This is a genomic window from Streptomyces sp. Root431 (assembly GCF_001426585.1).
Taxonomy (GTDB): domain Bacteria; phylum Actinomycetota; class Actinomycetes; order Streptomycetales; family Streptomycetaceae; genus Streptomyces; species Streptomyces stackebrandtii.
The window spans coordinates 214,795-240,988 of record NZ_LMEI01000009.1 but is presented as its reverse complement, the minus strand read 5'-3'; the positions used below and the strand labels follow the sequence as shown (position 1 = coordinate 240,988).

Annotated in this window: 28 protein-coding genes, 1 tRNA gene and 1 pseudogene; 18 read left to right on the top strand and 12 right to left on the bottom strand. The window is 72.7% G+C overall.

Annotated features, from left to right (window positions below; all coding sequences use genetic code 11):
- Positions 1–366 precede the first annotated feature (366 nt).
- Positions 367–1,242, bottom strand: a complete 876-nt coding sequence (locus ASC82_RS14640) for a LysR substrate-binding domain-containing protein (protein WP_056647145.1) — start codon at positions 1,240–1,242, stop codon at positions 367–369.
- 123 nt (positions 1,243–1,365) lie between these two features.
- Here ASC82_RS14640 and ASC82_RS14635 point away from each other — a divergent pair, with 123 nt between their 5' ends.
- From ASC82_RS14635 to ASC82_RS31080, 4 genes and pseudogenes are all read left to right on the top strand, one after another.
- Positions 1,366–2,427: a bile acid:sodium symporter family protein gene (locus ASC82_RS14635; RefSeq protein WP_056647142.1), complete on the top strand. Its 1,062-nt coding sequence runs from the start codon at positions 1,366–1,368 to the stop codon at positions 2,425–2,427.
- Positions 2,428–2,452: 25 nt separating this feature from the next.
- A complete protein-coding gene (locus ASC82_RS14630) occupies positions 2,453–2,974 on the top strand; it encodes an isochorismatase family protein (protein WP_056647139.1) in 522 nt (173 codons plus the stop codon).
- On the top strand, positions 2,971–3,354 hold the full coding sequence (locus ASC82_RS14625) for a hypothetical protein (RefSeq protein ID WP_056647137.1): 384 nt from the start codon (positions 2,971–2,973) through the stop codon (positions 3,352–3,354). The genes ASC82_RS14630 and ASC82_RS14625 overlap by 4 nt, the downstream gene beginning before the upstream one ends.
- 145 nt (positions 3,355–3,499) lie before the next feature.
- Positions 3,500–3,565 (top strand): annotated as a pseudogene (locus tag ASC82_RS31080) (MerR family transcriptional regulator); the annotation flags it as partial.
- A gap of 4 nt (positions 3,566–3,569) precedes the next feature.
- On the opposite strand, the gene fdhD reads toward ASC82_RS31080, so the two are convergent.
- A complete protein-coding gene (fdhD, locus tag ASC82_RS14620; RefSeq protein ID WP_056647136.1) occupies positions 3,570–4,397 on the bottom strand; it encodes a formate dehydrogenase accessory sulfurtransferase FdhD in 828 nt (275 codons plus the stop codon).
- A gap of 236 nt (positions 4,398–4,633) precedes the next feature.
- Between fdhD and ASC82_RS14615 the strand changes: the two genes are divergently transcribed.
- From ASC82_RS14615 to ASC82_RS14590, 6 genes are all read left to right on the top strand, one after another.
- On the top strand, positions 4,634–5,590 hold the full coding sequence (locus ASC82_RS14615; RefSeq protein WP_056647133.1) for a beta-ketoacyl-ACP synthase III: 957 nt from the start codon (positions 4,634–4,636) through the stop codon (positions 5,588–5,590).
- Positions 5,591–5,768: 178 nt separating this feature from the next.
- Complete coding sequence (locus ASC82_RS14610) at positions 5,769–6,329, top strand: hypothetical protein (protein ID WP_056647130.1); 561 nt, start codon at positions 5,769–5,771, stop codon at positions 6,327–6,329.
- A gap of 97 nt (positions 6,330–6,426) precedes the next feature.
- Entirely contained in the window at positions 6,427–7,110 is a 684-nt protein-coding gene (locus ASC82_RS14605) for a class F sortase (protein WP_056647126.1), read from the top strand.
- 261 nt (positions 7,111–7,371) lie between these two features.
- Positions 7,372–7,456, top strand: a tRNA-Leu gene (locus tag ASC82_RS14600).
- 103 nt (positions 7,457–7,559) lie between these two features.
- Positions 7,560–7,916 carry a zinc ribbon domain-containing protein YjdM gene (locus ASC82_RS14595; protein WP_056647123.1) on the top strand — a complete coding sequence of 119 codons (357 nt, stop codon included), beginning with the start codon at positions 7,560–7,562 and terminating at the stop codon, positions 7,914–7,916.
- Positions 7,917–8,128: 212 nt separating this feature from the next.
- Positions 8,129–8,743 (top strand): DUF4352 domain-containing protein, encoded by a 615-nt coding sequence (locus tag ASC82_RS14590; protein ID WP_056647119.1) that lies wholly within the window; start codon positions 8,129–8,131, stop codon positions 8,741–8,743.
- On the opposite strand, the gene ASC82_RS14585 is transcribed toward ASC82_RS14590, so the two are convergent.
- From ASC82_RS14585 to ASC82_RS14575, 3 genes are read right to left on the bottom strand one after another with little or no spacing between them, the layout of a single operon-like run.
- Positions 8,740–9,450: a class I SAM-dependent methyltransferase gene (locus tag ASC82_RS14585; protein ID WP_056647116.1), complete on the bottom strand. Its 711-nt coding sequence runs from the start codon at positions 9,448–9,450 to the stop codon at positions 8,740–8,742. The genes ASC82_RS14590 and ASC82_RS14585 overlap by 4 nt on opposite strands.
- Positions 9,451–9,484: 34 nt before the next feature.
- Complete coding sequence (locus tag ASC82_RS14580) at positions 9,485–10,006, bottom strand: hypothetical protein (RefSeq protein WP_185909225.1); 522 nt, start codon at positions 10,004–10,006, stop codon at positions 9,485–9,487.
- 5 nt (positions 10,007–10,011) lie between these two features.
- Positions 10,012–10,461: an ATP-binding protein gene (locus tag ASC82_RS14575; protein WP_056647113.1), complete on the bottom strand. Its 450-nt coding sequence runs from the start codon at positions 10,459–10,461 to the stop codon at positions 10,012–10,014.
- 260 nt (positions 10,462–10,721) lie between these two features.
- Here ASC82_RS14575 and ASC82_RS14570 point away from each other — a divergent pair, with 260 nt between their 5' ends.
- The 3 genes from ASC82_RS14570 (at position 10,722) to ASC82_RS14560 (ending at position 12,711) form a co-directional block, all read left to right on the top strand.
- Positions 10,722–11,594 (top strand): helix-turn-helix transcriptional regulator, encoded by an 873-nt coding sequence (locus ASC82_RS14570; protein WP_056647111.1) that lies wholly within the window; start codon positions 10,722–10,724, stop codon positions 11,592–11,594.
- Positions 11,595–11,831 (top strand): DUF397 domain-containing protein, encoded by a 237-nt coding sequence (locus ASC82_RS14565; protein WP_024761545.1) that lies wholly within the window; start codon positions 11,595–11,597, stop codon positions 11,829–11,831.
- 73 nt (positions 11,832–11,904) lie between these two features.
- Positions 11,905–12,711: an SAM-dependent methyltransferase gene (locus ASC82_RS14560; protein ID WP_056647108.1), complete on the top strand. Its 807-nt coding sequence runs from the start codon at positions 11,905–11,907 to the stop codon at positions 12,709–12,711.
- 79 nt (positions 12,712–12,790) lie between these two features.
- Here the strand turns inward: ASC82_RS14560 and ASC82_RS14555 are convergent, their stop codons facing one another.
- Both ASC82_RS14555 and ASC82_RS14550 read right to left on the bottom strand, forming a co-directional pair.
- Positions 12,791–14,698, bottom strand: a complete 1,908-nt coding sequence (locus tag ASC82_RS14555; protein WP_056647107.1) for a M64 family metallopeptidase — start codon at positions 14,696–14,698, stop codon at positions 12,791–12,793.
- Positions 14,699–14,789: 91 nt separating this feature from the next.
- Positions 14,790–16,133, bottom strand: a complete 1,344-nt coding sequence (locus tag ASC82_RS14550; protein WP_056647104.1) for a 6-phospho-beta-glucosidase — start codon at positions 16,131–16,133, stop codon at positions 14,790–14,792.
- A gap of 113 nt (positions 16,134–16,246) precedes the next feature.
- Here ASC82_RS14550 and ASC82_RS14545 point away from each other — a divergent pair, with 113 nt between their 5' ends.
- Complete coding sequence (locus tag ASC82_RS14545; RefSeq protein WP_199862536.1) at positions 16,247–16,693, top strand: YchJ family metal-binding protein; 447 nt, start codon at positions 16,247–16,249, stop codon at positions 16,691–16,693.
- Positions 16,694–16,816: 123 nt separating this feature from the next.
- Here ASC82_RS14545 and ASC82_RS14540 read toward each other — a convergent pair whose 3' ends face one another.
- From ASC82_RS14540 to ASC82_RS14530, 3 genes are all read right to left on the bottom strand, one after another.
- Positions 16,817–18,919, bottom strand: a complete 2,103-nt coding sequence (locus tag ASC82_RS14540; RefSeq protein WP_056647099.1) for an MDR family MFS transporter — start codon at positions 18,917–18,919, stop codon at positions 16,817–16,819.
- Positions 18,920–18,999: 80 nt separating this feature from the next.
- The gene (locus tag ASC82_RS14535) at positions 19,000–19,251 is read right to left on the bottom strand and encodes a hypothetical protein (RefSeq protein WP_024761539.1); all 252 of its coding nucleotides are present in this window, start codon (positions 19,249–19,251) and stop codon (positions 19,000–19,002) included.
- Positions 19,252–19,642: 391 nt separating this feature from the next.
- Positions 19,643–20,701: an ATP-dependent DNA ligase gene (locus ASC82_RS14530; protein ID WP_056647096.1), complete on the bottom strand. Its 1,059-nt coding sequence runs from the start codon at positions 20,699–20,701 to the stop codon at positions 19,643–19,645.
- Between the two features lie 53 nt (positions 20,702–20,754).
- On the opposite strand from ASC82_RS14530, the gene ligD reads away from it, so the two are divergent.
- The gene (gene ligD, locus ASC82_RS14525; RefSeq protein ID WP_056647093.1) at positions 20,755–21,786 is read left to right on the top strand and encodes a non-homologous end-joining DNA ligase; all 1,032 of its coding nucleotides are present in this window, start codon (positions 20,755–20,757) and stop codon (positions 21,784–21,786) included.
- 115 nt (positions 21,787–21,901) lie between these two features.
- The gene (locus ASC82_RS14520; protein WP_056647090.1) at positions 21,902–22,819 is read left to right on the top strand and encodes an alpha/beta hydrolase; all 918 of its coding nucleotides are present in this window, start codon (positions 21,902–21,904) and stop codon (positions 22,817–22,819) included.
- A 146-nt stretch (positions 22,820–22,965) separates the two neighbouring features.
- Here the strand turns inward: ASC82_RS14520 and ASC82_RS14515 are convergent, their stop codons facing one another.
- Together ASC82_RS14515 and ASC82_RS14510 are read right to left on the bottom strand one after the other, a co-directional pair.
- Positions 22,966–23,661: a TetR/AcrR family transcriptional regulator gene (locus tag ASC82_RS14515; protein ID WP_056647087.1), complete on the bottom strand. Its 696-nt coding sequence runs from the start codon at positions 23,659–23,661 to the stop codon at positions 22,966–22,968.
- Positions 23,662–23,725: 64 nt separating this feature from the next.
- Positions 23,726–24,517 (bottom strand): IclR family transcriptional regulator, encoded by a 792-nt coding sequence (locus ASC82_RS14510; protein WP_056647085.1) that lies wholly within the window; start codon positions 24,515–24,517, stop codon positions 23,726–23,728.
- Positions 24,518–24,716: 199 nt separating this feature from the next.
- Between ASC82_RS14510 and ASC82_RS31455 the strand changes: the two genes are divergently transcribed.
- Complete coding sequence (locus ASC82_RS31455; RefSeq protein ID WP_312846727.1) at positions 24,717–24,833, top strand: putative leader peptide; 117 nt, start codon at positions 24,717–24,719, stop codon at positions 24,831–24,833.
- 296 nt (positions 24,834–25,129) lie between these two features.
- Entirely contained in the window at positions 25,130–26,149 is a 1,020-nt protein-coding gene (locus tag ASC82_RS14505; RefSeq protein WP_056647082.1) for an ABC transporter substrate-binding protein, read from the top strand.
- Positions 26,150–26,194 lie beyond the last annotated feature (45 nt).

The following is a 26,194-nucleotide window of genomic DNA, read 5'->3' as shown; positions in this document are numbered from 1 at the left end:
ACGGCGCGGGTGACGGTACCCCACCCGCCTGCCCGGTGGGAGGGCCTTCACCAAGCCGGGACATTCCGCGTTCTCACAGGTCAGGGCGGGTAGGAGGGCCAAGTCACGGGTGCCGTGGGTGCGTTGCAGACCGCTCGGTACGTCCGCCCGTCGCGAATCTCCACGGAATCTGTACCCGCTGCGCACGGGAGGGCGGTACGAGGACGACGTGGCCGGTCCGCGCGGGCGCCCCGCGAGCGCGGTTCGGCGCGGCCGGCACGGTCGGATCCGCGGACGGCGGGAGGGCGGATCCGAGGGCAGCGGGCGGCAGTTCAGCGCGGCCGGTGCAGGCGGCGGGAGGGCGGATCCGCGCCCCGCGAGCGCGCCTCAGCGCGGCCGGTGCAGGCGGTCGCCGCCCGCCAGGATCGCCTCCGCCAGCGCGTCCGCCGCCTCCTGCGTCGCCCCGCCCCGCCGCCCCCGGAGCAGGACGAAGCCGACCTCGCCGAGCTCCGGAAGCCCCGCGCGGGCCGGCACCGGGACGAGTCCCTCCGGCACCAGGCCCCGGGTGTGCGCCATCACGCCGAGACCGGCCCGGGCCGCCGCGACGTTCGCGCTCAGGCTGGAACTCGTACACGCGATCCGCCACGCCCGGCCCTGCGCCTGGAGCGCCTCCAGCGCCCGCGCCCGCGTGATGCCCGGCGGCGGGAAGAGGATGAGCGGCACCGGCCGGTCCGGCTCGACCCGCAGCCCCGGCGCCCCGATCCAGATCAGGGAGTCCTGCCAGACGAGCCGCCCCTCGCTGTCCTCGCCCTCCTCGCCGCGCCGCTTCGCGAGGATCAGATCCAGCCGCCCGGCCGCCAGCCGCGCCTGGAGCGTCCCCGAGAGCTCGACCGTCAGCTCCAGGTCGACCTCGGGATGCTCGCGCCGGAAGGACTCCAGGATCTCCGGCAGCCGGGTCGTCACGAAGTCCTCCGACGCCCCGAAGCGCAGCCGCCCCCGCAGCCGCGTCCCGCCGAACCAGGCCGCCGCCCGCTCGTGCGCCTGGAGGATCGCACGCGCGAAGCCGAGCATCGCCTCGCCGTCCTCCGTCAGCTCCACGCTGTGCGTGTCCCGCGAGAACAGCGGCCGCCCCGTCGCCTCCTCAAGGCGCCGGACGTGCTGGCTGACCGTCGACTGGCGCACGCCGAGACGGCGAGCCGCCTGCGTGAAGCTCAGCGTCTGGGCCACGGCGAGGAAGGTGCGCAGCTGTGTGGGTTCGTACACAGGACGACCGTAAGCCCTGTCATCACGGATCGCGATGACAGTCAGAGCGCTGTACGGGATTCCCGATCACCGGCCGCTGGACCAGGATGGAAGCACACCCCGCACCCCACAGAGCTGAAGCCCATGACCCCCCGCACCGCCCGCCGCATCCCCCGCCTGCCGTCCTGGTTCCCCTTCGACGCGTTCGTCCTGGGGCTGCTCGGGACCGTCGGCCTCGCCGCGCTGCTGCCCGCCTCCGGGGCCGCCGCCACCGTCGCGGAGGGCGCGTCGACCGGGGCCGTGGCGCTGCTCTTCTTCCTCTACGGGGCCCGGCTCTCCACCCGCGAGGCCCTCGACGGCATCCGGCACTGGCGGCTCCACCTCACCGTCCTCGGCTGCACCTTCCTCCTCTTCCCGCTCCTCGGCCTCGCCGCCCGCGGCCTCGTGCCCACGGTCGTCACCCCGCAGCTCTACGCCGGACTGCTCTTCCTCTGTCTCGTGCCCTCCACGATCCAGTCCTCCATCGCCTTCACCTCGATCGCCCGCGGAAACGTTCCCGCCGCGATCTGCGCCGGCTCCTTCTCGTCCCTCGCCGGCATCGTCCTGACCCCGCTCCTCGCCGCCCTCCTCCTCGGCGGCAGCACAGGCGGCCTCTCCGCAGACTCCCTCCTGAAGATCGTGCTCCAGCTCCTCGTGCCCTTCCTGGCCGGACAGCTCCTGCGCCGCTGGGTCGGGGGCTTCCTCGTCCGCCACAAGAAGGTCCTCGGATACGTCGACCGGGGCTCGATCCTCCTCGTCGTCTACACCGCCTTCAGCCTGGGCATGACCGCCGGCGTCTGGCAGCTGGTGACCCCGGCGCGCTTCGGGCTGCTCCTCGCCGTCGAGGCCGTCCTGCTCGCCGTGATGCTGGCGCTGACCTGGTACGGGGCCAAGCGGCTCGGCTTCGACCGGGCCGACCGCGTCGCCATCCAGTTCGCCGGCTCGAAGAAGAGCCTGGCGGCCGGACTGCCGATGGCCAGCGTCCTCTTCGGAGCGCACGCCTCGCTCGCCGTCCTCCCGCTGATGCTCTTCCACCAGATGCAGCTGATGGTCTGCGCGGTCATCGCCAAGCGCCGGGCCCGCGACCCCGAGGAGCCGGTTTCGGCCGCCTCCGCCCGGCACCCCGCACCCGTCGGCCGGATCACACCCCCACCCGCCCCACGGTGATCATCCGGGCCGCTACGGTGCTCCCATGCCCTCACTCGATCCCGGCCGCACCGCGCTCGTCCTCGTGGACCTGATGGAGCGCATCGTCGCCCTGCCCCTCGCCCCGCGCCCCGGCACCGACGTCCTCGCCGCCGCGGCCCGGCTCGCCGACACCTTCCGGGCCGCCGGAGCGCCGGTCGTCCACATCCGGGTCGAACGGCCCCACGTCGCCAGTCAGCCGCCCGGCAGCGAGCTCGTCCCCGACCTCGTCGAGGACGGCGACCCCGTCGTCGTCAAGCGCACCATCGGCGGGTTCCACGACACCGGACTCCACGAGCTGCTCACCGCGTCCGGCGCCACGACCCTCGTCCTCGGCGGCATCGCGACCAACCTCGGCGTCGAGTCCACCGCCCGCGCCGCCTGCGACCTGGGCTACGACCTCGTCTTTGCCGAGGACGCCATGACCGCCCTCACCACCGACGAGCACCGCGCCTCCGTCGAGCTCGACTTCCCCCGGCTCGGCACCGTCGCACCCGTCTCGGCGATCACCCTGGACGGCCCCGAGTGACACCCGTCCCGATACGGTACGGGGCCCGCCCCTGCTCCCTCGTCGTCTGCCGGGGCTGCTGCTGCGGCGACGCCCGCAAGAACCCCGGCACCGACCACGATGCCCAGCTCGCCCGCCTCCGCGAGGCCGCCGCGGCCTCCGGCGGCCGACTGGCCGTCCGTACGAGCGACTGCCTCGGCCCCTGCGCCCAGGCCAACATCGTCGTCGTCCAGCCCTCCACCGAGGGCCGCAGGCGCGGCGGCCGGGCCGCCTGGATCGGCTTCACCCTCGACGAGGACTGCCTCGACGACATCCTCGCCTGGACGGCGGCCGGCGGCCCCGGCATAGCGAAGCCCCCGGCGACCCTCACGCTCCAGATGATCGACCCGCCGAAGAACTGACCACCTCGCCCGCACCGGTGCCGCACGCGGGATGCGGTGCGGGGTCATCGGCCGATCGGGGTGGCACCGGTCGCGGCGACGGACAGGTCCCACAGCTGTGCGGCCGCATCCGGGTCGATGGCGTACGCGCGGCCCACTCACCACCTGGAAGGTCGGCGTCTACGCCGAACACCTCGCCCGCGGCGAGGCCGACGGACTCTGGGCCCCGACGCCCCCTAGACGGCGATCCGGTGCTCGCCCGCGTACACGTTCATGTTCGCCCCGCGCAGGAAGCCGACCAGCGTCAGACCCGTCTCGGCGGCCAGGTCCACCGCGAGCGAGGACGGCGCGGACACCGCCGCGAGCACCGGGATCCCCGCCATCACGGCCTTCTGCGCCAGCTCGAACGAGGCCCGCCCCGACACCAGGAGCACCGCCCGCTCCAGCGGCAGCAGCCCCTCCCGCAGCGCCCGCCCCACCAGCTTGTCCACGGCGTTGTGACGGCCCACGTCCTCCCGTACGTCGAGCAGCTCGCCGTCCTCCGTGAACAGCGCCGCCGCGTGCAGCCCGCCGGTCGAGTCGAAGACCCGCTGCGCCGCCCGCAGCCGCTCCGGCAGGACGGACAGGAGGGAGGGCGCGATCCGTACGGGGGGAGTGTCGGCGATCGGGAAGCGCGCCGTGGTGCGCACCGCGTCCAGGCTGGCCTTCCCGCACAGCCCGCACGACGACGTCGTGTAGACGTTCCGCTCCAGGGAGATGTCCGGGACGACCACGTCCGGCGCAAGCTGCACGTCCACCACGTTGTACGTGTTGCGGCCGTCGTCCGTGGCCCCGGCGCAGTACACGATGTTCCGCACGTCCGAGGCCGCCGCGAGGACGCCCTCGCTGACGAGGAAGCCCGCCGCGAGCGCGAAGTCGTCCCCCGGAGTGCGCATGGTGATGGCGATCGGCCGGCCGTTCAGCCGGATCTCCAGCGGCTCCTCGGCGACCAGGGTGTCGGGCCGCGTGTTCACCGCCCCGTCGCGGATCCGCATGACACGCCGCCGCTCGGTGACCCGTCCCATCGTGATCGCACTCGATTCTCTCGCGTGGAAGGCCGTGAGGACGCGAAAACGCGACGGAAGCGGCCCTGACGGGGGCCATTCTCCGTCACCGGGGGCCCTTACCCCACCCCGGCCCTTGTCATGGTCGGCCAAGCGGTACGGGTGAATGTTGGTGGTTTACGTCACCTGTTACCGCTCAGTCGCTGGCAAGACTGGGGGGTCCTGTTGGACGAACGAACCACCGAGGGGGTCCCGGTATGACGGGCACTCGCATTGCCGCGCTCGGGCACTACCAGCCTGCCAAGGTGCTCACCAACCACGACCTCGCGGAAATCGTCGACACCGACGACGCGTGGATCACCAGCCGGGTCGGCATCCGCACCCGGCACGTCGCCGGACCGGACGAGCCCGTCGACGAGCTCGCCGCCCACGCGGCGGGCAAGGCCCTGGCGGCCGCCGGGCTCACCCCGGACGACATCGACCTCGTCCTCGTCGCCACCTCCACGGCGATCGACCGCTCGCCCAACACGGCCGCCCGCGTCGCCGCCCGCCTCGGCATGGCCTCGCCCGCGACCATGGACCTGAACGTCGTCTGCGCGGGCTTCACCCACGCCCTGGCGACCGCCGACCACGCCGTGCGGGCCGGGGGAGCCCACCGGGTCCTGGTGATCGGCGCCGACAAGATGACCGAGGTCTGCGACTGGACGGACCGCACCACCTGCGTCCTCGTCGGCGACGGCGCGGGCGCCGCGATCGTCGAGGCCGTGGAGGGCGGGGAGACGGGTGCCGCGCCCGGCATCGGCCCGGTCCTGTGGGGATCGGTCCCCGAGATGGGCAACGCCGTCCGGATCGAGGGCACCCCGCCGCGCTTCGCCCAGGAGGGCCAGTCGGTCTACCGCTGGGCCACCCAGCAGCTGCCCGCGCTCGCCCGCAAGACCTGCGAGCGGTCCGGCATCGCCCCCGAGGAGCTCGCGGGCGTGGTCCTGCACCAGGCCAACCTGCGGATCATCGAGCCGCTCGCGGCGAAGATCGGCGCCGTCAACGCGATCGTCGCCCGCGACGTCATCGACTCCGGCAACACCTCCGCCGCCTCGATCCCGCTGGCCCTCGCCAAGCTCGTCGAGCGCGGCGAACTCCCCTCCGGTGCCCCGGTCCTCCTCTTCGGCTTCGGCGGCAACCTCTCGTACGCGGGGCAGGTCATCCGGGTCCCATAGCCGGGACGGACGGGGGAGCGGGGGCGGGGCGGGGCGTCCAGGGCATGCCGTGCCCCGTTCGGCGGAGCCCGGTGGCGGCGCGCCGGGGTCGCACCTAGCTTCGATCGCGGTGAGGGTCTTCCGTTACCGGGCGCGGAATCGCTCCGCTCCGCACCCTCGCGTGATCGGGAGGACCGCCATGCGCGCGATACGTATCGCTTCCGCCGCCCTGCTCTCCGCCGCGGCCCTGGGACTCGCCACGGCACCGACGGCCCTGGCGGAGGAGAACGAACCGAACATCACGTCGTTCGGCTTCTCCGTCACCCCCGAGACGGTCGCCCCCGGCGGCACCGTCACCCTCACCTCCGACGGCTGCGAAGTGCCGTCCGTGACCGTCACCTCCGGGGTGTTCGACACGGTGACCCTGAACGAGGGCCGCCCGGGAAGCGCCACCGTCGACGTCGAGGCCAAGGCGGGCGCCCGCTACGAGATCACCTTCGACTGCAAGGGCGAGCGCGGCACCGCGAACCTCACCATCGCCCCGCACACCGGCCCGGACCACGACAAGGGCGATGTCACAGGACCCGACACGTCCCCCGGCGCACACAAGGGCGTGAAGGCCGGGTTCGGCTCCGAGGCCGGTTCCGCCGACGAAGGACTCGGCGCCACCGAACTCGTCACCGGCGTCCTGCTGATCGCCGGAGCACTCGGCGCGGCCGTGGTCCTGACCCGCCGCCGAGGCGCCGACGGCAACGCCTGACGGCGGCCGGAGCAGGGGGACCAAGACCGCCCCTCCACCCCGGTGTGACGAGGACCGGGGCGGAGGGGCTTCCACCCACGGAGGAGGAGCGCGGGGCGTGCAGGGGTCGAACGGAACGGGGACGCGCGACGCGGGGACCGGGAAGCACGGTGCCTGGGGCGTCGTAGCCGTCGTCCTTCTCATAGGCATCCACCTCGTACGCGGGGGAGCCGACGAACTCCGCGCCGAAGGCCCTCCGCAGCCCCTCGCCGTGGCCGCCCCCGACGGGACCCGGGCGGCCGACGCGGGCCCCGCCCCCGCCTCCGTACCGGAGCCGCTGCCCGCCTCGCCGCCCGTACGGGTACGCGTCCCGGCGGTCCGCGTCGACGCGCCCGTCACCGAGGTCGGCCTCGACGCGGACGGCTGGATCGAGGCCCCGCCGCCCGAGGACGACCACCTCACGGGCTGGTTCACCGGCGCCGTCACCCCCGGTGAGCGCGGCACCGCCGTCGTCGTCGGCCACGTCGACACCCCGGGCGGCCGGGCCGTCTTCTACGACCTCGGCGCCGTCGGCAAGGGCCACCGGGTGGAGATCGCCCGCCGCGACGGCCGGACCGCCGTCTTCTCCGTGTACGGCGTCGAGGTCGTCCCCAAGGAGGGCTTCCCCGCCGAACGGGTCTACGGCGACTCCGGCCTCCCCGAGCTGCGTCTGATCACCTGCGGCGGCGCCTTCACCCAGGAGACCGGTTACGCGGGCAACGTCGTGGTCTCGGCCCGCCTCGTCGAGGTCCGCCGAACCTGACGGACTTCCGAGAAGGCATTGGCCTGGACCGCGTGGCGGTCGTCAGTGTGGCCTCCACGGAGCCGGCGTCGGGGGGCGTCGAGCTCCCACTCACCTCTCTGGGCCGCCCGTACGCGAACAGGTCGGACAATCCGGACTGGATCAAGGGAATCGGGTCGCTCCACGCCACTGACCACGGAAAACGCTGGTGAAGGGCACCTCAAACCCCTGGTAGAGTTATCTCTGTCGCCGCGAGGGAAACCACAAAGCGACAGACACCTTGTCCGGGTGGCGGAATGGCAGACGCGCTAGCTTGAGGTGCTAGTGCCCTTTATCGGGCGTGGGGGTTCAAGTCCCCCCTCGGACACCGAAGAGAAGTGCCGGTCGATCTCGTATCGACCGGCACTTCTCGTTTTCCACGACCAAACGGGCGGCCGGGTCGGCCGGCGGGCAGCACCTATCCTGGGAACGTGATCGAGAACCTTCCCCCCTGTCCCCAGTGCTCCAGCGAGTACACGTACGAGATGAACAATCTGGTGGTGTGCCCGGAGTGCGGCCACGAGTGGGTCCCGGCCGCCGACGGCGACAGTGCGGACACGACCGGCGAACGCGTCATCAAGGACGCCGTCGGCAACGTGCTCAACGACGGCGACACCGTGACCGTCGTGAAGGCCCTCAAGGTCAAGGGCAACCCGTCCGGCATCAAGGCGGGCACCAAGGTGCGCAACATCCGCCTGGTCGACGGCGTCGACGGCCATGACATCGACTGCCGCATCGACGGCTTCGGCGCCATGCAGCTCAAGTCCAGCGTGGTCAAGAAGGCCTGACGCCAGACCGCCGAGACGCTTCGGCGGGCGGGGGGCCGTCACCCGACCTAGGCTGATGTGATCGCACGTCGCGGGTCGAGCGGCGGAGGTATCCCATGGCGGACGGAAGCACCCCCGGACGGAACTCCCATGGCCGGGGCGAGCCGCCGGCCGGTCCGCCCTCCGGGCCTCTGAACGGCCTGACTCCGGACCCCCCGCCGCCACGGAAGCGGATGCTTCTCTTAGCCCTCGTCGGCGGGATCGTCCTCGTTTTCGGTGTCGTCGGCATCCTCGCCGCGGCGGGTGCCTTCGAGAAGGACGGGCGCGGCGGCGCCACGGACTCGCCCACACCGTCCGTGCCCCGGGCCTCGGCCTCCACCCCATCCACTGCGCCCATCCCACCCACCCCTCCGACCTCGGCAGGCCGGAGCCCCGGCACGCCCTCCGCCGCCGACGTCCTCGCCTTCGGGGCGACGCAGCGGTACGAGGACGGTGTCGAGGTCACCGTCTCCGCTCCCGACCGGTTCACACCGTCCGAAGCCGCGGCCGGGCACAAGGCGGGGAACACGGCCGTGACCGTGGAGGTCACCGTGCGCAACGGGTCCGACGAGCGGCTCGAACTCGCTCTCGTGCAGGTCTCCGCCCGGGACGGCGACGGGCGGGAGGCGAAGCGGATCTTCGATGTCGAGCCCGATCTGGGCTCCGGGCTCACGGGCGCCCTGCTGCCCGGGCGGAAGGCCGTGGCGGTGTACGGATTCGATGTGCCGCCGGGGAAGGGCGCCGCCCTCGACGTCGAGGTCCGGATCGGCTTTCAGCGCCCCTCCGCCTTCTGGGGCGGGGCCCTCTAGCTCTTGCGTGCCACCACCAGGCGGCAGTGCGGGCTGCCGTCCTCGCGGCGGCCCAGGGAATCGAGCGGGGTCAGGGAGACCTCGAAGCCCGCGTCCTCCAGGCGGCTGCGGACGTCCGCGAGGCGGAAGGTGCGGTAGTACATGACGAAACGCGGGTGCCACAGCGCGTTCCGGACGCGCATCGCGGCGTCGAAGCCCCACAGCGTCCAGTAGAGGCGCGAGCCGACTCGGGGCGGGGCCGGGAGGGGGAAGGCGAAGGTGCCGCCGGGGCGGAGCGAGGCGTGGACCTGGGCGAAGAGCGTGCGCTGGGCGTCCGGGACGAAGTGGCCGAAGGCGCCGAAGCTGACCGCGAGGTCGAAGACCGGGACGAAGGGCAGGGCCAGGGCGTCCGCGCGGACCAGGGTGGCGCCGGGATGGGCGCGACGGGCCCGGGTCAGCATGCCGGTACTGAAGTCGACGCCCGTGATCCGGCCCGCACAGACGGAGCGGAGGACGCCGAGTCCGGCGCCGGTGCCGCAGCAGACGTCGAGCCCCGAGTCGAAGGGGCCGAGTTCCTCCAGGGCGTCGGCCACCGCGGTCAGGAGGCGGTCGGAGGTGCGGAACGGGGTCGCGTCGAACTTGTTCGCGAGCAGGTCGTAACCGTGCTCGACCGAGGAGAGGGCCTGGACGGTCAGCTCGCGGAGGCTGGGGCCCTGCGGGGTGAACATGTCCCCGAGCCTATGCGGTCACCGGCCCCGAGCGTCAGAGCGCACTGCGTACGGGGGGCGCCGGGGGCGTGGACCAGGCGGGGGCGATGCCCGTCAGCTGGCAGACCAGCAGGTACAGGGGGATCGGCGGCGTGTAGGGCGAGGTGCCGTCGGGGTGGTGGACGAGGCGCGGGCCGCGGTCCGGGACCTCGGCGCCCGGCGCGTAACAGGCGGGCAGCGGCCAGGTCAGGTCCAGATCGGAGCCGGCCGGGACGAGCCACCACCACCAGTCGGTGTCGGCGTAGACGCAGCCCTTGGCGGGGAGGCGGGAGAGGATCTTGAAGCCGAAGCGGGCGGGGACACCGACGGCGTCGCAGCCGAGGCCGGTGTGCAGGCCGACGGGGACGGCCAGACGGGTCGCGCCGAGTTCCGCGGCGTCGAGCGTCCGGGAGCCGGGGGCCGTGGAGCCGAGCGTCCTGGCGTGCGGCCCTCGGGGGGCCGGGGTGCCGCGCTGGCGCGGGACGGTGGGCATCTCCGGCGGCTTGCGGGCCGACCGGGGGATCAGCAGGGTGGCCATCGACCTCAGCACGGTTCCCCCATGCCGTGGGCGAGCTCCGCCCAGACGATCTGCGCCGTGCCGTGCCCGGTGCGGTCGGCGCCCCAGGCGGTGCACAGCGCGTCGACTATGAGGAGTCCGCGGCCGCGTTCCTCCTCGCCGCAGTCCCGCATCCGCGGCCCCGCCGCGCCGCCCTCGTCACGTACCGCTATACGCAGGGTGTCCTCGTCCTCACGGAGCTCGCAGACCACCCGGCCGCTCGCGGTGTGGACCACGGCGTTGGTGACGAGCTCGGAGACGACCAGGGCGACGGTGTCACGTATGTCGGGGCCGCAGCCCCAGAGAATGAGCCGCTCCTCGGCGAGCCGGCGGGCGCGCGCCACCGACCCGGTCAGGGCCGGGAGTTCGAACGCGAAGCGGCGTACGCCATCGGTACGGATGCCGGTATCGGTCCGGGGTTCTGGGCGCTGGGCCATGACTCGAGGGCTCATGAGACCTGAAGGCTGCGCGTTACCAGAAGCCACGACCGGTTCCTCACAACAGTGGGCAGGAGTGCCGTACGGCGCTGCCCCGGGGCGCGGTGGCGCACGACGGCAGCGTTGTACTGGTTCACCGGAACACTGTCCTCCTGACTCGGACACTTGGCAAGTGGCACTCTGAAAATTGCAGAGTGCTGTGTTCTCTCTGGCTCGCCTTCGTGGCACACTCGTCGAAACAGTGCGTCGGGGAGGTCAGAGTGAGCGAGCCGCGGTCCGCCCCCACGGTGGGACAGGTCGTTCTCGGCAGGCGGCTGCAGGATCTGCGCGAGCGGGCCGGCCTGAAGAGGGAAGAGGCGGCCAAGATCCTCCGGGTGGCCCCGGCCACCGTCCGGCGCATGGAGACGGCCGAGGTCGCGCTGAAGGTTCCGTACGTACAACTCCTGCTCAAGGAGTACGGGATCACGGACGCCGAGGCCGAGGGCTTCGTCGCCCTCACGGAGGAGGCCAACCTCCCGGGTTGGTGGCAGCGCTTCCACGACGTGCTGCCCGGCTGGTTCTCCATGTACGTGAGCCTGGAAGGGGCGGCCAGCCTCATCCGCGCGTACGAACCGCAGTTCATCCCCGGTCTCCTGCAGACCGAGGCCTACGCCCGAGCCATTCTGCGCAGCGGGGCGGTCGGCGGCAGCGATGCCGGCAAGGACGAGGACGCCGAGCGCCATGTAGCCCTACGGATGGAGCGCCAGTCCCTGCTGACGCGGGAGGACGCCCCGAAGTTTTGGGTGATCATGGACGAGACGGTGTTCCGCCGACCGGTCGGTGACGGGCCCGAAGTGATGCGCGACCAGCTCGACCGGCTGCTCGAAGCGTCCGAGTTGCCGAACGTCACCCTGCAGATCGCGGAGTTCGCGTCCGGCCACCACCCCGGCACCTACGGACCGTTCGTCCTCTTCCGCTTCGCCATGCCCGAACTCCCGGACATGGTCTACAGCGAGTACCTGACCGGCGCCGTCTATCTCGACGCGCGCCCCGAGGTGGCATCCCACCTGGAGGTCATGGACCGCATGGCGGCTCAGGCCGCGACTGCACAACGCACGAAGGAGATCCTCCGGGGTCTCCGCAAGGAGCTGTGAATGGATCGCATATACAACGGCATGCCCGCCGCTGAGCTCGGTGTCGATGGTTGGCACAAGCCCTGGAGCGGCGGGAACGGGGGCAACTGCGTGGAGGCCATGAAACTGGCCGACGGCAGAGTCGCCGTGCGACAGTCCGCAGACCCTGAAGGACCCGCGCTCATCTACACCCACGGGGAGATCGCCGCTTTCATCCAGGGGGCCAAATCCGGTCAGGCTGATTTTCTGCTCACCTGACCCTTCCGCCCCGCCCGTTCCGTCGCGTAACTCTTGCTGAAGTGCCACCCGTTCGTTCCGACCAGGAGAGCCGATGACCCAGGACCCCGCATCCGTACGGATCGACACCAGCAAGCCGCATCCGGCACGCATGTACGACTGGTTCCTGGGCGGCAAGGACAACTACCCGGTCGACGAGGCGATGGCGCGGCAGCTGCTCACCGTCGACGCCCGGGGCCGGGACATGGCCCGCGTCAACCGGGCCTTCATGCACCGCGCCATCCGCTGGCTCAGCGCCCACGGCGTCCGCCAGTACCTGGACGTCGGTACGGGCATCCCGACCGAGCCGAACCTGCACCAGATCGCGCAGGAGGCCGCGCCGGAGTCCCGCATCGTCTACTGCGACAACGACCCGATCGTGCTCGCGCACGCGGCCGCGCTGCTGCGCTCGACCCCGCAGGGGGCCACCGAGTACATCCAGGCGGACGCCCGCGACCCCGAGACCATCCTCGAAAGGGCCGGAAAGGTCCTTGATTTCGACCAGCCCATCGCGCTGTCGATGCTCGCCCTGCTGCACTTCGTCGGGGACGAGGACGGCGCCTACGAGCTGGTCGCCAAGATCGTCGAGAAGCTCGCGCCGGGCAGCTATCTCGTCCTCTCCCATGTCACCGGGGACTTCGACCCCGAGGGCGCGGCGAAGGCGAGCGCCATGTACAAGGCGCGCGGGCTGACCCTGCGGCCCCGTTCGCGCGACGAACTGGCCGCGTTCTTGGAGGGCATGGAGTTCGTCGAGCCGGGCGTCTCGCTCACCGCCGAGTGGCACCCGGAGCTGGGCGAGCCCGTCCCGGTCCAGGGCGACGACCCGATCCCGGGGTGGGCCGCCGTGGCCCGCAAGCTCTGATCTCGTAGGAACGAAAGGCGCGAGAAGGCCCGCGGACCGGAGGGTCCGCGGGCCTTCGTCATGCGATGTCGTGTCCTGCCTACCGTCCCGGTTCGACCAGCGTCACGCGGAAGCTCCGCGCCCCGCTCACGTTTCCGGCCGCGTCGATCGTGCGGTGCTCGATCGTGTGCGTGCCGTAGTCCGGGGTGGCGTCGTCCCACGGCACCGCCCGGCTGCGGCCCAGTTTCCCGTACACGAGGTCGTCGATCACCGTGCCGCCGGGCGTGAAGCGGAACGGCGCGTCGGCGTCCGTCGGCCAGCCGTAGTACGTGTACCAGCCGTCGCCGTCCACCCGGAACTGGCTCACCACTGCGCCGGCCTGATCGTCCCGTGCGGTCAGCCGCATCGTGAACGGCCCGTCGTAGACGTACTCGACGGGGAGCCCGAGGCGCCGCACGGTGCGCAGCGGCGCGGACAGTTCGTACGAGGACGTGGCGGGACGGGCGTCGACCGTCCAGCTCAACTCCTCGTCCGTGCCCGGGATGCGGGCCGTCAGTCGGTGCGTACCGGGCGTGAGGTCCAGTGAACCCAGGTCCAGGTCGCGGTCGTTGCGGCTCGTGCCGCCGGCCGGGTGGACCGGTCGGCCGTCCAGGCGCCACTGCACGGCGAGGGTCCGGTCCGTCGGGTGTGTGGTGTCCGCGTGGACGACCGTCCGGGCGCCGACCGGGTCCCCGGTGGGGGTGTGCCCGGTGAACTCGGCCGCCACGGGCGCCTCTCCGGTGGTGAGGGAGGTGTCCACCGTCCAGTCGACCGTGCGGGTGAGCGCCGTCGAGGCGCGGACCGCCGGGTCGCGGACGAAGGGCGTCGGGTCGGTGACCGTCGCCGTCAGCGTGTGCCTGCCGGGGGAGAGGCCGAGCCTCCGCAGGTCGATCGTGCGCGCGCCGCGGGTGGTGAGCTCGCGGCCGTCCAGCCGCCAGGTCACGGCGAGTTGACCGCCCACCGGGTGCAGGGTGTCCACCCACACGGTCCGGTCCGCGCCGATCGGCGCGGTGTTCGGCGTGTACTCCTGGATCAGGTTGACCTTCGCGGAGATGGCCCGCACCATCACCTCGCGCTCGACCTGGTCGAAGGCGTAGCCGAGGGTCTTCATCAGGGAGTGGCGGCTCGGCCGCCAGACGCCCTTCGTGCTGTACAGGCCGCCCTCGTGGCGCCCGATGATCCCGCCGGACTCGCTCTTCTCGCCGAGCCAGCGCCACCACTTGGCCTTCTGGTCCCTCATCTGATCTTCCGTCAGGAGGGTGTGGTGGGTGGAGTCCGGCTCGGAGCCGGAGTACGCCCCGCCGGGGACGCCTCGTCCGTAGTAGTCGTACTCGTCCTGGAGGCCGCCGAGCGAGTGGCCTATCTCGTGCGGGGTGATGAGGGAGGAGAGCGCGTTGCCCCCGGATGCCGTGGCGTAACTCCCGCCGGCACCGCCGTAGGTGGAGCTGTGGGCGAGGGCGACGATCTGCCGGTTGGCGCGGCTCGTGCCCGGGACGAGATCGGCGAGCGCGCCGGCCTTCGCGCTGTTGACGGTGAGCAGCCGCTGGACGCTGCTCGGATTGCAGCCGCCCCAGAAGCCCATGTCGAGCACGGTGTCGCGGGCGGGGGCCGTGAGGCCCGGGTCGCAGTCCACGCCGGACTCGGCCGAAGGGGCCTCCACCGCCCACACGTTCACGTAGGAGCGGTAGGAGGCGAAGGGCTCGATGCTCCACAGCGTGTTCAGGTGCCGTTCCAGGTCGGCCCGGAAGGCCGGCATCTCCGCGGCCGTGTAGCCGTCGCCCATGAAGACCAGGTTGAACCGCCGGTCCGCGGGCCCGGTCGTCTGGACGGGGACGACGACCGGGCCCGCGGTGGCCGTCGGGGTCTCGGCGGCCGCCGGTGCCGTGCCCACGAGTCCGGCGGCCAGCAGGCCGACCGCGACGAGGCGGGCCAGGCCTCTCCGTGCTCCCTTGCGACGCTGTGAGGTCATGGGGCGCGAGCCTAGGCCGCACCCCCGATCCCGTAAAGATGTTCGTCGGCCGTACTGTTCCGCGACGGCTCCGTGAACGCTCCGCGTCGGTTCAGCGCCGCAGATAGGCCAGACCGGCGTGCTCCGCCGTGTAGTTCTCCACGAGCCGGCGGGCCACCGACACCGAGTCGACCAGCGGATGCAGGGCGAACGCCTTGACCGCCGTCGCCCGCGAGCCGCTCTCCACCGCGGCGAGGACCTCCCGCTCCACCGCCTTCACGGCGGTCACGAGACCGACGGCGTGGTACGGCAGCGGGGCCACCGACACGGGATGGGCGCCGTTCGCGTCCACGAAGCAGGGCACCTCGATCACGGCGTCCGCGTCGAGCGCGGCCAGCGTGGAGCCGTTGCGCACGTTGAGGATCAGCGTGGCCCGCTCGTTGCGGGCGACCGCCCGCATGAGGGCGAGCGCCACCTTCTCGTAGCCGCCCGACTCCAGGTCCTCCTCGTCGCGTTCGCCGATGCCGGCGGCCTCGCGGTTGGCGGCCATGTAGGTGGCCTCGCGGTCGGCGAGCGTCCGGTGCCAGGTGTCCAGGGCGGGCGTGTCGGGCTTGCCCATCTCCTCGTAGAAACCGGCCTGCTGGTCGCGCAGGTAGGCGCCGCGGGTGCGTTCGGCGGTGCGGTAGGCGTGCACCGCCTCGCGGTTGAAGTAGTAGTAGTGCAGGTACTCGTTGGGGACGGCGCCGAGCGAGCGCAGCCACTCCGGGCCGAAGAGCCTGCCCTCCTCGAAGGAGCCGAGCGCCTCCTCGTCGGCGAGGAGCCGGGGAAGTTCGTCCCGTCCGTCGATCCGCAGACCGCGCAGCCAGCCCAGGTGGTTGAGGCCGACGTAGTCGATCCACGCCTCGTCCGGGTTCGCGCCGAGGATGCGCGCGACGCGGCGTCCCAGGCCCACGGGGGAGTCGCAGATGCCGACGACCCGGTCGCCGAGGATCCGGGACATGGCCTCCGTCACGAGTCCGGCGGGGTTGGTGAAGTTGATGACCCAGGCATCGGGGGCGAGTTGGGCGACCTTACGGGCGATGTGCTCCGCGACGGGCACGGTCCGCAGGCCGTACGCGATCCCGCCCGCCCCCACGGTCTCCTGCCCGAGCACTCCCTCGGCGAGCGCGATCCGCTCGTCGGCCGCCCTGCCTTCCAGGCCGCCGACCCGGATCGCCGAGAACACGAAGTCGGCCCCGCGCAGGGCTTCGTCGAGGTCCGTCGTCGCCGTCACGACGGGCGCGTCCGGCACCCCTTCGGCCTGGTCCACGAGCACCCTGGCGATGGCCGAGAGGCGGCCCTCGTCGAGGTCGTACAGCGTGACGTGGGTGACCCGCCCCTCCGCGTGGTCGCCGAGAAGAGCGCCGTACACCAGCGGCACCCGGAATCCGCCGCCTCCGAGAATCGTCAGTTTCATGCCCGTACGCTACTCGGGCGCACCCGCCGGGCAGCGGGACGACGGGCGGGCGTCCACGGCGGTGTCCACATGCCGGGCGCAGGGCCATCGCCTCCCTGGGGGACAATGGCGGCATGTCCCGACGCAAGCCCCGCCCCCGTACGTCCCCGGCCCCCGCCGCCCCGGCCGTCACCGCGGACTCCCCCTGCCCCTGCGGCCTCGACGCCGCGTACGGCGCGTGCTGCGGCCGCTTCCACAGCGGTACGGCGGGTACGGCGCCGACGGCGGAGCTGCTCATGCGCTCGCGCTACAGCGCCTTCGTCGTCCGCGACGAGGCGTACCTGCTGCGTACGTGGGCCCCGGAGACCCGCCCCGCCGAGGTCGACTTCGACCCGGCGCTCCGCTGGACCGGCCTGGAGATCCAGGGCGCCACGGACGGCACCGCCTTCCACCAGCACGGCACCGTGACCTTCGCGGCGAGCTACGTCCACGGCGGCGAGGCCGGTGCGATGCGCGAGCGGAGCCGCTTCGCCCGCCACGAGGGCGCCTGGGTGTACGTGGACGGCGACGTCACGGAGTAGGGGCGCCGCCCTGGCCGAGGGGTGGCGGGCGACGTCAGCGAGTAGTGCGCCGCCCTGGCCGAGGGGTGGCTGGCGACGTCACCGAGTAGGGGCGCCGCCCTGGCCGGGGGGCGTTCGGCGACGTCAGCGCGCCACGGATGCGGCCCGGTCGTTCCCGGCCCGTCCGGCCGGGAGGCCGCTCGCCAGGTCCTCGGCGACGAACTTCTTGGCGATGGCGTCCGTCGCCGCCCGCAGCTCGGCGCCGCTCGGCCGGCCGCGCTCCTGCTCGACGCGGTCGGAGAGCCAGTCGCCCCAGGCCCGGGTGATCACCCCCGCCTCGCGCTCGCCCGCCGAGGTGTGGGAGAGCAGGTTGCCGTCCCGGGTGAGGAAGCCCTCGTCGACCATCCGGTCGAAGACCGGCAGCAGCACCTCCGGCGGCACCCGGCGTCCGGCCGCGATCAGGCCGAGGCTGGCGTGCCCGACCGTCCGGGTGAAGAGCTCGACCTGCATCACCGCCCACGCCCCCGCCGTGTCGAGCCGTGTGTCGGACGCGTGGACGATCCGGCGTGCCGTGTCGAGGTCCGTGCGGCGCAGGATCCGGCCGATGGACAGTTCGAGGAGCTTCGCCGAGTCGCCGGACGTCGTCGGGGACCCGAAGCCCTCGCCCATGTCGGGGGCGGCGGCGCGCGCCGAGTCGCGCAGCGTCACCTGCTTGAGGAAGAGGGCCACGACGAAGCCGATCGCGGCGACCGGCACCGTCCAGAGGAAGACGGTGTGGAGGGTGTCCGCGTAGGCCTGCACGATCGGCTCGGCGACCTCGTCCGGCAGGCCGTGCACCCCGGCCGGGCTCTGCGCGGCCTGTGCCAGGCCGGCCGGGTCGATGCCGAGGCTCCCGGCGACCGCCGCCGCCTCGCCGACCCCCGCCGCGAGGTTGGGCTTGAGGGAGTTGACGTAGATCGTCCCGAAGACGGCCGTGCCGAAGGCGCTGCCGAGGGTACGGAAGAAGGTGACGCCCGAGGTCGCGGTGCCGAGGTCGGCGTACTCGACGGTGTTCTGCACGGCGATGGTCAGGACCTGCATGCACAGGCCGATGCCGACGCCGAGTACGAACATGTAGAGCGACTCCAGCCAGGTGCTGGTCTCCGGCCCCATGAGCGAGAGCAGGAAGAGGCCGATGCCCATCACCAGACAGCCGACGATCGGGAAGATCCGGTACTGGCCCGTCTTGCTGACGACGTTGCCGCTGAAGATCGAGGCGATGAGCAGTCCGACGACCATGGGCAGGGTGCGGATGCCGGAGACGGTCGCCGAGTCCCCGTCGACGTACTGGAGATAGGTCGGCAGGAAGGTCATCGCGCCGAGCATGGCGAAGCCGACGACGAAGCTCAGCACGGAGCAGACGGTGAAGACCGGGTTGGCGAACAGCCGCATGGGCAGCATGGGTTCGGCCGCCCGGGTCTCCACGAAGCAGAAGAGGGCGAGGGCGGCGAAGCCGCCGACGAAGAGCGCGATGATGACGCCGGAGGTCCACGCGTACTCGTTGCCGCCCCAACTGGTGGCCAGGATCAGGGCGCTGGATCCCACGGCGACGAACGCGATGCCGGCGTAGTCGATGACCGGGCGGCTCGCGGCACGTACGGAGGGGATCGTGCGGGCGGCGGCGATCACGACGAGGATCGCGATGGGGACGTTGACGTAGAACGCCCAGCGCCAGCTCAGATGGTCGGTGAAAAGACCGCCGAGGAGCGGGCCGATGACGGTGGAGACACCGAACACGGCCCCGATCGCGCCCTGGTACTTGCCGCGTTCGCGCAGCGGGATCACATCGGCGATGAGCGCCATCGAGGTGACCATCAGGCCGCCGGCGCCGATGCCCTGGAGACCGCGCCAGACGATCAGCAGCGTCATGTTCGTGGCGAGTCCGCAGAGGAACGAGCCGGTGATGAAGACGACCGCCGAGATCTGGAAGATCACCTTGCGGCCGAAGAGGTCGCCGAACTTGCCGACGAGGACGGTCGCGACCGTCTCGGCGAGCAGATAGGCGGTGACCACCCACGACATGTGGGCCGCGCCGCCGAGGTCCGAGACGATCGTGGGCAGGGCGGTGCCGACGATCGTCTGGTCGAGGGCGGCGAGGAGGACGCCCAGCATGATCGTGCCGAAGACGATGTTGCGGCGGCGCTTGTCGAGCAGGGGTGGCTCGGTGGCGGCCGGGGGCGCGGGCACTGCGTCGCTGGTCGTGGTCACCTTCGCAGCGTCACACCGCCTCCGGCCTCATGCATGCGGGGGACGGCCGAACAGGTGTACCCCGTCGGGGCCCCGGAGGCTCAGGGAGTGACGGGCAGTTGGGGGTGGTGCTTGGCGAGGATCTTGTTGGCCCGCGCCAGCGCCGCGAGCGCGTGCTCTCGGTCCGCCCGGTCCTCCGCGCAGAGCGGCCCCCGGAACCGGTACACCTCGCGCGCCGCGCAGTCCGCGTCGACCTCGGCCTGGAGGACGTGCAGCGGAAGACAGGCGCCGATCAGGGCGGCCACGCTGTCGGGGATCGGTACGGGTACGAGGGGCGAGGGCGAGGCGATCACGGGCCAGTCCTTGTGTGTCCGGGGAGGGTGCGGAGTGTCTCCTCCTCCAATACGTACCGGATCGCGGTACGGGTTCCGGCACGGGGCTGTCGCGAAGGAGCGACGGCGGGAGGCCTCGCGGACTGGGGCGGTGCCCGGCGAGGGGGAGGGAGGCGTGGCCGTGGCCGGCATCCGCGGGCGCGTTCCCGCAGGTACGAGGCCGGGCGGCGGCTCCGGCCCGGTGTGACGGTCCCGGGTCATCGACAGGACGTTCGTCGAACGTCCTGTCGAATAAGGGATGTTGGATGGGCTGACCGTCCGTGAAATGTGAAGCATCTCACTCGCGGGTCCGGCGGCTTCCGCAAGCGGCGATTCCGTGCCTGCCGGCCGTACTCCCGGGGCTCTCCGCGCCCTACGAGAGGATCTCGGCCAGGTCGTACGAGACGGGCTCGTCCAGCTGCCCGTAGCCGCAGGACTCCGGCGTCCGGTCCGGGCGCCAGCGCTTGAACTGGGCCGTGTGGCGGAAGCGGTCGCCCTCCATGTGGTCGTACCCGACCTCGCACACCCGCTCCGGCCGCAGCGCCACCCACGACAGGTCCTTCTTGCCCGACCAGCGGCTCGGCGCGCCCGGCAGCCGCGCCCCCTCGTGCGCGGACTCGTCCGTCCACGCCGCCCACGGGTGCCCGTCCGGCGGGTCCATGCGCAGCGGCTCCAGCTCCTCGACGAGCTCGGCGCGCCGGGCGGCGGTGAAGGCCGCGCACACGCCGACGTGCTGGAGGACGCCCCCGTCGTCGTACAGGCCGAGGAGCAGCGAGCCGACGATCGGTCCGCTCTTGTGGAAGCGGTAGCCGGCCACGACCACATCGGCCGTCCGCTCGTGCTTGATCTTGTACATGAGGCGGGCGTCCGGCCGGTACGGCAGGTCGAGCGGCTTGGCGATCACCCCGTCGAGCCCCGCGCCCTCGTACTGCTCGAACCAGCGCGCGGCGACCTCGGCGTCCCGGGTGGCGGGCGCCAGATGGACCGGGGCGTCGACCCCGTCGAGTACCCGCTCCAGGGCCGCCCGCCGCTCGCTCAGCTCCACGTCGAGGAGCGATTCGTCCCCGAGGGCGAGCAGGTCGAAGGCGACGAACCGCGCCGGAGTGGTCTCCGCGAGCATGCGGACCCGGGAGTCGGCCGGATGGATCCGCTCGCTGAGCCGGTCGAAGTCGAGATGGCCGTCGTGCTCGATCACGATCTCGCCGTCGACGACGCAGCGCTCCGGCAGCCGGGCCGCGAGCGCCTCGACCAGCTCGGGGAAGTATCGGGTGAGGGGCTTGCCCGTACGGCTGCCGATGACGAGCTCCGGACCGTCGCGGTGGACGATCGCCCGGAAGCCGTCCCACTTCGCCTCGTACTGCATCCCCGGCGGAATCCGCTTCACGGACTTGGCGAGCATCGGTTTCACGGGCGGCATCACCGGCAGATCCATGGAGCCGATTGTCCGGTATGCGGGACTTGTCGGCGAACCCTAGGCTGACCGGCATGGCAGGCAAGGCAGCAGCGGTGGAACTGGAAGTCGGCGACCGGACCGTGCGGGTCTCCCACCCGGACAAGGTGTACTTCCCCGAGCCCGGCTACACCAAGCTCGACATGGTCACCTACTACCTGACCGTCGGTGACGGCATCACCCGCGCCCTGCGGAACCGGCCGACCACGCTGGAGCGCTACCCCGACGGGGTGACGGGCGAGTCCTTCTTCCAGAAGCGGGCGCCCAAGTACCTGCCCGACTGGATCCCGACCGCCCACATCACCTTCCCCAGCGGCCGGTCGGCCGACGAGATGTGCCCCACCGAGCCGGCCGCCGTGCTCTGGGCCGCCAACCTCGGCGCCGTCACCTTCCATCCCTGGCCGGTACGGCGGGAGGACACCGACCACCCCGACGAGCTCCGCATCGACCTCGACCCGCAGCCCGGCACGGAGTACGCCGACGCCGTCCGCGCCGCCCACGAGCTGCGCTCCGTCCTCGACGAGCACGGGCTGCGCGGCTGGCCGAAGACCTCGGGCGGCCGGGGGCTCCACGTCTTCGTGCCGATCACGCCCGACTGGACCTTCACGCAGGTCAGACGGGCGGCCATCGCCTGCGGCCGGGAGCTGGAGCGGCGGATGCCGGAGCAGGTGACCACGAAGTGGTGGAAGGAGGAGCGAGGGGAGCGGATCTTCGTCGACTACAACCAGACCGCCCGGGACCGGACCATCGCCTCCGCCTACTCCGTACGCCCGCGTCCGCACGCCCCCGTCTCGGCGCCGCTGCGCTGGGACGAGATCGACGACGCGGTGCCGAGGGACTTCGACATCAGGACGATGCCGGTCCGATACGCCGAACTCGGCGACGTCCACGCGGACATGGACGACGAGCGGTTCAGCCTGGAGTCCCTGCTGGAACTGGCCCGGCGGGACGAGGCGGAGCACGGGCTCGGCGACCTGCCGTATCCGCCGGAGTATCCGAAGATGCCGGGCGAGCCGAAGCGGGTCCAGCCGAGCCGCGCGAAGAAGGAGCCCTCCGGAGAGGAGTGACAGGGCGGGCGGCCGTTCCGGGTGGGGGCCGGCCCGCCCTGCCGCTTCGAGCTTAAAACAACACGAACGATCGTGCTAGTATTTTTCCTACGCTGGCCGACCGAGGAGATCCGGCATGTACCCGATGGCTCCGCTCGTACGCACCGTCCTGAACACCGCCGCCCGCGTCGCCCCAGGGCCCGCCGGACGCCTGGCCTTCCACCTCTTCGTCCGGCCGCTCGGCCGGGCCCGGCCACGGCCCGAGGAGCAGGCGCTCTTCGCCGCCGCCCGTACGGGTCACCTCCGCGTCCGGAGCAAGGACGTCGTCACGTACGCCTGGGGCGACGGGCGCCGGCCGGTCCTGCTCGTCCACGGCTGGTCCTCGCGCGCCTCACGGCTCACCGCCTTCGCCGAGGCGCTCGTCGAACGCGGCTACAGCCCGGTCGCCTTCGACGCGCCGGGCCACGGCGAGTCCTCGGGCAGGGCGAGCAACATCGTCGAATACCGCGCGATCATCCGGGAGTTGCACGCCGAGCACGGGGACTTCGACGCCGTCGTCGCCCACTCCTTCGGCGTCCTCGCCACCCACCTGGCCCTCAGGGACGGCGTTCGTGCCGGCCGCCTGGTGGGGCTGGGCGGCGTCTCGTCCTTCACCATGCTGCTCGCGGGCTTCCGGGCCGGTTTCGGCGTGAGCGAGCTGGTGGTCCGGCGCATGCGCGCGCACGTCGAGCGACGGGTCGCGCCCGACGAGCCCGGGATCTGGGACCGGTTCGACGCCGACGGGTCACCCGCCGAACTCGACCTCCCCGTCCTGCTGTTCCACGACGAGGGCGACGACATGGTCCCCGTCGTCCAGGCGCGCCGCCTGGCCCGCGCCCACGGCGACCGGGCCCGGCTCGTCGTCACCCGGGGCCTCGGCCACCGGCGCATCCTGACGGACCCCGAAGTCGTGGCCGAGGCAGTGGAGTTCGTGACCGCCGGATCCGTGCCGGAGCCGGCGGTCACGGCGCCCGAGGGCCGGATCGTGCCCGAGGGCAGGATCGCGACAGGCTGAGTCGACTCACCGGCGTGGTGATCACGGCCGAGTTGTTGTTCAGCCGGGGGTCGGGCGTGTCAATGGTGTCCGTAGTGCCGGTCGGCGGGGTGGCGCAGTGACCCGTGGACGGGCTCGCGGCGAGGAAAGGGGAGGGGCCAGGGGGCTCAGGCCGGGTCGGTGAGGGCCGCGCGGCCCCGGGCCGTGGCCGCCGACCGCAGCCGGGCCGTGACGCCCTGTTCGGCGCGGCCGTACGCGCGCGTGTCGCCGAGCAGCACGGACTGGGCGTTGGCCGCCTCCATGAGGGCGATCACCTCGAAGGCGATCTGCTCCACGTCCAGGTCCTCGGCGAAGTCCCCCACCGCGCGCGCCTCCGACAGGCTCCGCTCCATGTACGCGGTCCAGTCGAGGCGGGCGCGGGCCACGGCGTCGTGGACCGGACCCGTACGGGCGTCGAACTCGGCCGAGACCGCGTAGAAGAAGCAGCCGCCCGAGAAGACCCGGTCCGAGGAGTACGTGAGCCAGTTCCGGCACAGCGCGCGCACGCGGGACGCCCCCGGTGGCACGTCCTTCAGGGGGGTCACGACCTGTTCGGCGAAGACGGCGGCGGCGGCTCTGATGGTGGCGAGCTGGAGCTCCTCCTTGGAGCCGAAGAGTGCGAAGACGCCGCTCTTGCTGAGCTCCAGCTCGGTCGCGATCCGGCCGAGGGACAGGCCTTCGAGCCCCTCGATGGAGGCGATGTCCATGGTCCGGCCGAGCACGAGACGCCGTGTCTGGTTACCGCGCTCGACGCGCCCGTCCGTCTTGGCGCCGGAGCCGGTGCGCGTGCCCGTCCCCGTGGTGCTTCCCGTGCTGCCGCTCATGCCCCCATCGTACTGAACGCACGACCGTGCGGACATCTCCGCGCGCCCGCGTGCCGGGGCGCCGTCAGGCCCGGTCCCCGGGGTCCCGCCGTTCCGTCGGGGTGAGGAGCAGGACCTCCAGCGCCCTGGCGCACGCCCGGGCCTGTGCCACGTACCAGTCGAGCCGCGCGTCGGTGATCAGCTCCGGAGTCGCGCGGACCGCAAGCGCGAACCGCGCGTGCCCCGCCCGCTCCAGCACCGGTACGGCCACGGTCCGCACCCCGTGCGCCGACTCGCCGTCGTTGAGGGCGTACCCCGCCTCCCGCACGCGCCCCAACTCGGCCGCCAGGGCGGGTGGTTCGACGATGGTCCGCTCGGTGAACGCGGGCAGCGGCGGCAGGGACCGGGGGCCGCCCTCGCCCGCGCGGGGCCAGGCGAGCAGCACCTTCCCGAGCGCCGTCGAGTGCAGCGGCCGGCGCAGACCGACCTTCGGCGTCACCGAACCGCCCGCCACGATCACCACGTGCGGACCGCTGCGCAGGGCCAAGTCGGCCGTCGCGCCGGTCCGTTCGGCCAGATCGGCGAGCTCGGGCGTGGCCAGGTGCAGCCCCCGCTGGTGGTACGAGAGCCGGCCCAGCTCCGTCATCGCCGGGCCGAGCCGGTAGCGGGCGGTCCGGGCGTCCTGCTCCAGGAAGCCCGCGCCGAGGAGGGTCCGCGCCAGCCGGTGCGCCGTGGAAGTGGAGAGCCCGAGCCGGCGTGCGAGGTCGGAGGCGCTCAGATCGGGCCCGTTGTCGTGGAAACAGTGCAGCACGTCCAGTGCGCGGCGGACCGCCTGGGCGCCCGCCGGGGGTCGGGCGATGCCGGCCTCGGTCGTCATAGGGTTCGCTCCCCGTGGGTGATCGGGCCCCCACGCTCCCACATGGCGGGAGCCGAATCGGGTGGCGAGCGTGGTCGGAAACACTCTGTTCATACGCAATCCCACATCGTGGGAGCCGAGTTGTGAGCGGCGGAGCTTCCATGGCAGGGTTCCGGCCAACACCACACAGCGGCACCGAGCCGGAGGGAGCAGGCCAGCGATGAACGGACGGCGTCCCGCACGCTCCCTGCCCGCCGCCTCTCCCGTGGCGGCTCCCGCCCTCACCCGGCGGCGCCACATCGACCTGGCGCGCGTCGCCGCCGCCACCTGTCGCTGAGCCGCTCCACCGCTGTCACGTCGTCGGTGTCGCCTCGCACGAATCGTCGCGCGTGCCGTCGTCCCGTAGGCCGTCGTCCCGCGTGAACCGGTGCGCGGTACGGGCCGGGGCATGCCGCCCGGCGGACTCACCGCGCTGATCCCACCCTCCTCACGCCTCTCCCACCTGTCTTGTTTCGGCGTGTCCCACCGCCTTCCCCTCTGCCACGTCACCGAGCGGCCCGCCCTCCTGCCCTCGCGGCCGCCGCCCTCTCCGGTCGGGCCCCACCCGACCCCCCACACCCCGGGAATCCCTCCATGACCTCTGCCCGCGTCCCCGACACGCTCTGGTTCACCCGCTGCCCGGTCCCCACCGCCACCGGCGTCGCCGCCGACCGGGGCTGGCTGGCCGGGGAGTTCGCCCCGGACGGGATCGCCGTCCGCTCGCTCCAGGATGCCGAACCCGGCGCCGACCGCGCCACCCACTTCACCCACGCCCTTCCCGGCCTCTTCCGCGAGGGCGGCAACGTGCCCGCGCTGTGGGCCCGTTCACGCGGAGAACGCACCCGGCTCGTCGGCCTCACCTGGATCGAGGAGCGTCAGGTGGTGCTCGTCGCCCCCGGCTCCCCGGTCCGGGGCGCCGCCGCCCTGCGCGGCCTCAGGCTGGCCGTGCCCCGGCACTCCGTGCCGATCGACTTCTGGCGGGCCATGGCCCTGCGCGGCTTCGAGGGCGTCCTCGCGTCCGCGGGGTACGGACTCGCCGACGCCGTCCTCGTCGACGTACCGGCCGACGGGCACGCCGGGCAGTGGGCCGCCGAGCTGGCCGCACTGCGCCGGGGCGACGTCGACGCCGTCTACGTGAAGGGTGCCCTCGCCGTCGAGGCGGCCCGCCGCGCCGGAGCCGAGGTCGCCGTGGAACTCGACGAGCTCCCCGACCCCGGGCACCGCGTCAACAACGGCACCCCGCGCCCGCTCACCGTGCACCAGGACCTCCTGGACGAGCACCCCGAGCTGGTCGCCCGCTTCCTCGCCGTCCTGCTCCGCGCCGCCGACTGGGCCGCCGACGAACCCGCCGAGGTCGCCCGCATCCTCGGCGCCGAGACCGGCGCGGGCGCCGAGGGCGTCGCCGGCGCCTACCGGCCCGGCACCCACCGCACCCTCCACCCCGACCTGTCGGCCACCCGGCTCGACCTGCTCGCCCGCCAGGAGGAGGCGCTGCGCGCGCACGGCTTCCTGCCCGAGGCCGTGGACGTACGCACCTGGGCCGACCCGGAGCCGCTGCGCCGCGCCCGCCTCCTCGCCCCCGCCGGGCAGCGCTCCCCGCACCCGGTCCCGTAACCGCCGAGCGCAGCCACCCCGCCCGCACGCCCCCTCCCACCCCCC

Excerpts from the sequence above, each read along its gene's own strand:
- ASC82_RS14635 (WP_056647142.1), top strand. The coding sequence starts at position 1,366 with ATGACCCCCCGCACCGCCCGCCGCATCCCCCGCCTGCCGTCCTGGTTC.
- ASC82_RS14630 (WP_056647139.1), top strand. The coding sequence starts at position 2,453 with ATGCCCTCACTCGATCCCGGCCGCACCGCGCTCGTCCTCGTGGACCTG.
- fdhD (WP_056647136.1), bottom strand. The coding sequence starts at position 4,397 with ATGGGACGGGTCACCGAGCGGCGGCGTGTCATGCGGATCCGCGACGGG.
- ASC82_RS14615 (WP_056647133.1), top strand. The coding sequence starts at position 4,634 with ATGACGGGCACTCGCATTGCCGCGCTCGGGCACTACCAGCCTGCCAAG.
- ASC82_RS14610 (WP_056647130.1), top strand. The coding sequence starts at position 5,769 with ATGCGCGCGATACGTATCGCTTCCGCCGCCCTGCTCTCCGCCGCGGCC.
- ASC82_RS14590 (WP_056647119.1), top strand. The coding sequence starts at position 8,129 with ATGCTTCTCTTAGCCCTCGTCGGCGGGATCGTCCTCGTTTTCGGTGTC.
- ASC82_RS14585 (WP_056647116.1), bottom strand. The coding sequence starts at position 9,450 with ATGTTCACCCCGCAGGGCCCCAGCCTCCGCGAGCTGACCGTCCAGGCC.
- ASC82_RS14580 (WP_185909225.1), bottom strand. The coding sequence starts at position 10,006 with ATGGCCACCCTGCTGATCCCCCGGTCGGCCCGCAAGCCGCCGGAGATG.
- ASC82_RS14575 (WP_056647113.1), bottom strand. The coding sequence starts at position 10,461 with ATGGCCCAGCGCCCAGAACCCCGGACCGATACCGGCATCCGTACCGAT.
- ASC82_RS14565 (WP_024761545.1), top strand. The coding sequence starts at position 11,595 with ATGGATCGCATATACAACGGCATGCCCGCCGCTGAGCTCGGTGTCGAT.
- ASC82_RS14560 (WP_056647108.1), top strand. The coding sequence starts at position 11,905 with ATGACCCAGGACCCCGCATCCGTACGGATCGACACCAGCAAGCCGCAT.
- ASC82_RS14555 (WP_056647107.1), bottom strand. The coding sequence starts at position 14,698 with ATGACCTCACAGCGTCGCAAGGGAGCACGGAGAGGCCTGGCCCGCCTC.
- ASC82_RS14550 (WP_056647104.1), bottom strand. The coding sequence starts at position 16,133 with ATGAAACTGACGATTCTCGGAGGCGGCGGATTCCGGGTGCCGCTGGTG.
- ASC82_RS14545 (WP_199862536.1), top strand. The coding sequence starts at position 16,247 with ATGTCCCGACGCAAGCCCCGCCCCCGTACGTCCCCGGCCCCCGCCGCC.
- ASC82_RS14530 (WP_056647096.1), bottom strand. The coding sequence starts at position 20,701 with ATGGATCTGCCGGTGATGCCGCCCGTGAAACCGATGCTCGCCAAGTCC.
- ligD (WP_056647093.1), top strand. The coding sequence starts at position 20,755 with ATGGCAGGCAAGGCAGCAGCGGTGGAACTGGAAGTCGGCGACCGGACC.
- ASC82_RS14520 (WP_056647090.1), top strand. The coding sequence starts at position 21,902 with ATGTACCCGATGGCTCCGCTCGTACGCACCGTCCTGAACACCGCCGCC.
- ASC82_RS14515 (WP_056647087.1), bottom strand. The coding sequence starts at position 23,661 with ATGAGCGGCAGCACGGGAAGCACCACGGGGACGGGCACGCGCACCGGC.
- ASC82_RS14510 (WP_056647085.1), bottom strand. The coding sequence starts at position 24,517 with ATGACGACCGAGGCCGGCATCGCCCGACCCCCGGCGGGCGCCCAGGCG.
- ASC82_RS31455 (WP_312846727.1), top strand. The coding sequence starts at position 24,717 with ATGAACGGACGGCGTCCCGCACGCTCCCTGCCCGCCGCCTCTCCCGTG.
- ASC82_RS14505 (WP_056647082.1), top strand. The coding sequence starts at position 25,130 with ATGACCTCTGCCCGCGTCCCCGACACGCTCTGGTTCACCCGCTGCCCG.